The organism is Nitrospirota bacterium (assembly GCA_040754395.1).
Taxonomy (GTDB): Bacteria; Nitrospirota; Thermodesulfovibrionia; order Thermodesulfovibrionales; family SM23-35; genus JBFMCL01.
The window spans coordinates 1-2,849 of the sequence record JBFMCL010000048.1; the positions used below are offsets into that span (position 1 = coordinate 1).

Sequence of the window (2,849 nt, forward strand, 5' to 3'; positions counted from 1 at the left end):
TCGCCCTGGAGGTTGTAAATATAAGGTATGTATGAACTGCCGTACATGGCATTATATTTTTCGAATGCCTTTTTGACCGCCTCCCCCAGAACTGTCTCACCTTCTGTGAAGATGCCCTGATAAAACAGTCCTGCCAGTTCTTTTGAGTTGAGGTTCAGGGCCATTCCCGCAGGCCCGAAGAAAGCAATAGAACCTCCGTTGTCTTTGGTCACCAGGGACTCGCTTAATGAATCATAGCCCGGAAGGGCAAACTGACCTGCTACGCATGTCATTGCCGTTACAACAGGCAGTTTATTCCCGTTCATCAGTGAATTCACATCACCGGTCATAAGAAGCCCCTCTCCGGCAAACCGGTCTACGGCAGCATGTCCGATATAGTTGAGGAATAATGCGCCGTTGTTGATCCCCTCAAGGAGCCGCTGCCGCGCATATTCCAACGGGTGTTCAGACAGGTATATCTTTTCAACTCTGTATTGAGGTGGAATCATACCGGCTATTTCGTCGCTGTCTGAAGGAAAGTCCCCGGCATCATCAGGGTTGTCGGCAACCCACAGCATCCTCTTCATCCTGCCGGGTTCATAGGACTTGATCTTCTTCAGCATCATGTACAGTTCCGCATCTGCAGCCGCAGGAAGCCTGCCGATGGCCATATCAGGCACATGGTCCCCGTCTGCATCCGCAAAGTAGTTGTCTGAAGGGGAAAGCCCAAATGGTGTTGACACCATCTTAACAGGTATCAGGTTGTCTCCATAGCCGAGGTTATCCTTGTAGTCATATGTGCCTTCGCCTGCCAGAAGCACATATTTTGGTTGCCCGCTCCAGTTCCGGTAAGCATGGCTGAGAAAGTCGTGTATGGCATCCGGACCGGATATGCCGTAATTGAATTCATCCATGATATCTTCGACCATTACCACCATTGTTTTAAGACCCCGGGACTCTCTGTAGCCTGCATAGGAATGCGCTGCATCCGCCAGTTCTTCTGTGGTGATGATGATATAGTCGGCCATGTTTTTCGTGGATAAAAGTGTCGAGGGGCTGTCTGCCCATGCATTGACCCCTGTTACGGCAGCGCCGGCTGTGATGACAAGATACGGGGTCTGGGGTGATGAAGGCGTAAAGCTTATGCTGTAATTCCCCGCAGAACCGCTGATGGTTGTTGCTGTATTGAATCCCGGCCTGTCCGGATCGGTCAGATCAAAGACGGATATATCAGGGCTGGTGAATCCGTATGCGGTTATTGTGCTGTTGCCGTCTCCACGTAAAAGAAGGGTGTTTCCTTTTGCCTGGTAAAGTCTCTGATAGGTTATGTCGAATGAGTCAATATAGAACATGCTGTAGGGAGCCCCTGTATCCAGTAAACCTGTTATTGTAACTGTGTTGTCTCCCTCGTAAAGCTGTCTCTGGTCAAAGCTCAGGACAACTTCGTGTTGTGCGGTCCCGTCCCACCGGTCTTCTCCTATCGTCATCCCGTTTAGGCTGACTATTACATGGTGGTCCGGGTTCGAGGCCGTATCGGTGAATCCCTGAAGTCTGACCGTCATTTGAGCCCCGGCCGACATATCAGCCACACCCTCGGCATGAATGGTAAAAGACCTGACGCCCATGGAAGGATCCCCGCTTATTATGTAATCCCAGAACCAGTAATCCGACTCAGGGTCCTGTGTCAATACAGGGACTGCAAATTTATCCTCCTCCATATGTTTCGAATCTGTAAATGTCTCATGGCCTGAAGACGGAGGAGGCCCGTTGCCTTCAATGCGCTCCATCTGCTGCCCCCTGCCTATGTAGAGCCAGTAGATGTTTTCTTTCGTGTAGATGCTGTCTATTCCATGTCCGTAGAAGAATATGCCTTTGTCGTCGCTTGACGGAATATATGCCACTTCCATCCCCCGGCTGCTTATTGCCAGCCGGCCCCTTGTGATTAAATTTTTGACCGTCTTCTGTGGGATGCCCAAAAGTGAGGATATCTCCTGTGTGTCTATATAGTAAAGACCTTCCTTGTCTATGGATATCTTTGCCATATCGCCTCTTCTTGCCTTCTTCAGTATGCCGGCCTTTTCTATGGCAGCCTTCCTGACTTTGATGCGCGCCTTTTTTTCAGCAGACACGGCATGCGCCTTTCTTGTGTATCCTGAGATCAGTTCCGGATCAGCAATCTCCAATGTATCTGTGTTGTGAACGCCCCCTCCAATCCGGACTGTGAACGGCCCGTAGTAGTTCTTTCCGCCTCTCCCCTCTATCTCCACAAGCAGATAGGTGTTGGCTTTCTTGAATGAAGCCCCGCTGTCAATGAGCCTGTATGTCCCCCCCTGCGGTGATGTAAGCAGCGCAGGAAGAATATCATGGTTGATTATTTTGAATTTCCCTCTCGACTCATCAAGCCTGTAAAGATAAAAACCCGCTGTGTCGACCTCTGAGGATGTCGTCCACTCCACTGCTGCCTGTCCATTGTATTCATAGGCTCTGAATGAGGATATAATTGCCAGTGTCGGCACCAGCGTGCCCTGTGTTACGGCAAGTTCGCAGAGGGGGCCAAAGGTGTATGTGGCCCGAGTCTGTGTGGTATTGCCTGTTTCATCCACATATCTTGCTGTTGTCCCGTTTGATGCAGGTGTGCCTGTCACCGGAAGCCTCTGGCCCGCGGCAGAGGGGGTTACATCCACCTGATATGACATTGCTGCGTTTGTCCCCGCTGCAACAGTCCCCGGATCCCATGTTATATTGCCGGTCCCTCCGATTGCAGGCTGTCCTGTTATTGCGCCCTGGTTGACTGATGCATTCCCTGCATAGACTGCCCCTCCACCGGGCACATTTGCTGTGACAAGGTCGGCAGCGGAAAATGTTATCGG

At 50.9% G+C, this 2,849-nt stretch carries 1 protein-coding gene; it reads right to left on the reverse strand.

Going from position 1 to position 2,849, the window contains the following annotated elements:
• A partial coding sequence (locus AB1552_14270; protein ID MEW6054923.1) for a C25 family cysteine peptidase occupies window positions 1-2,849 on the reverse strand: 2,849 nt, incomplete at both ends.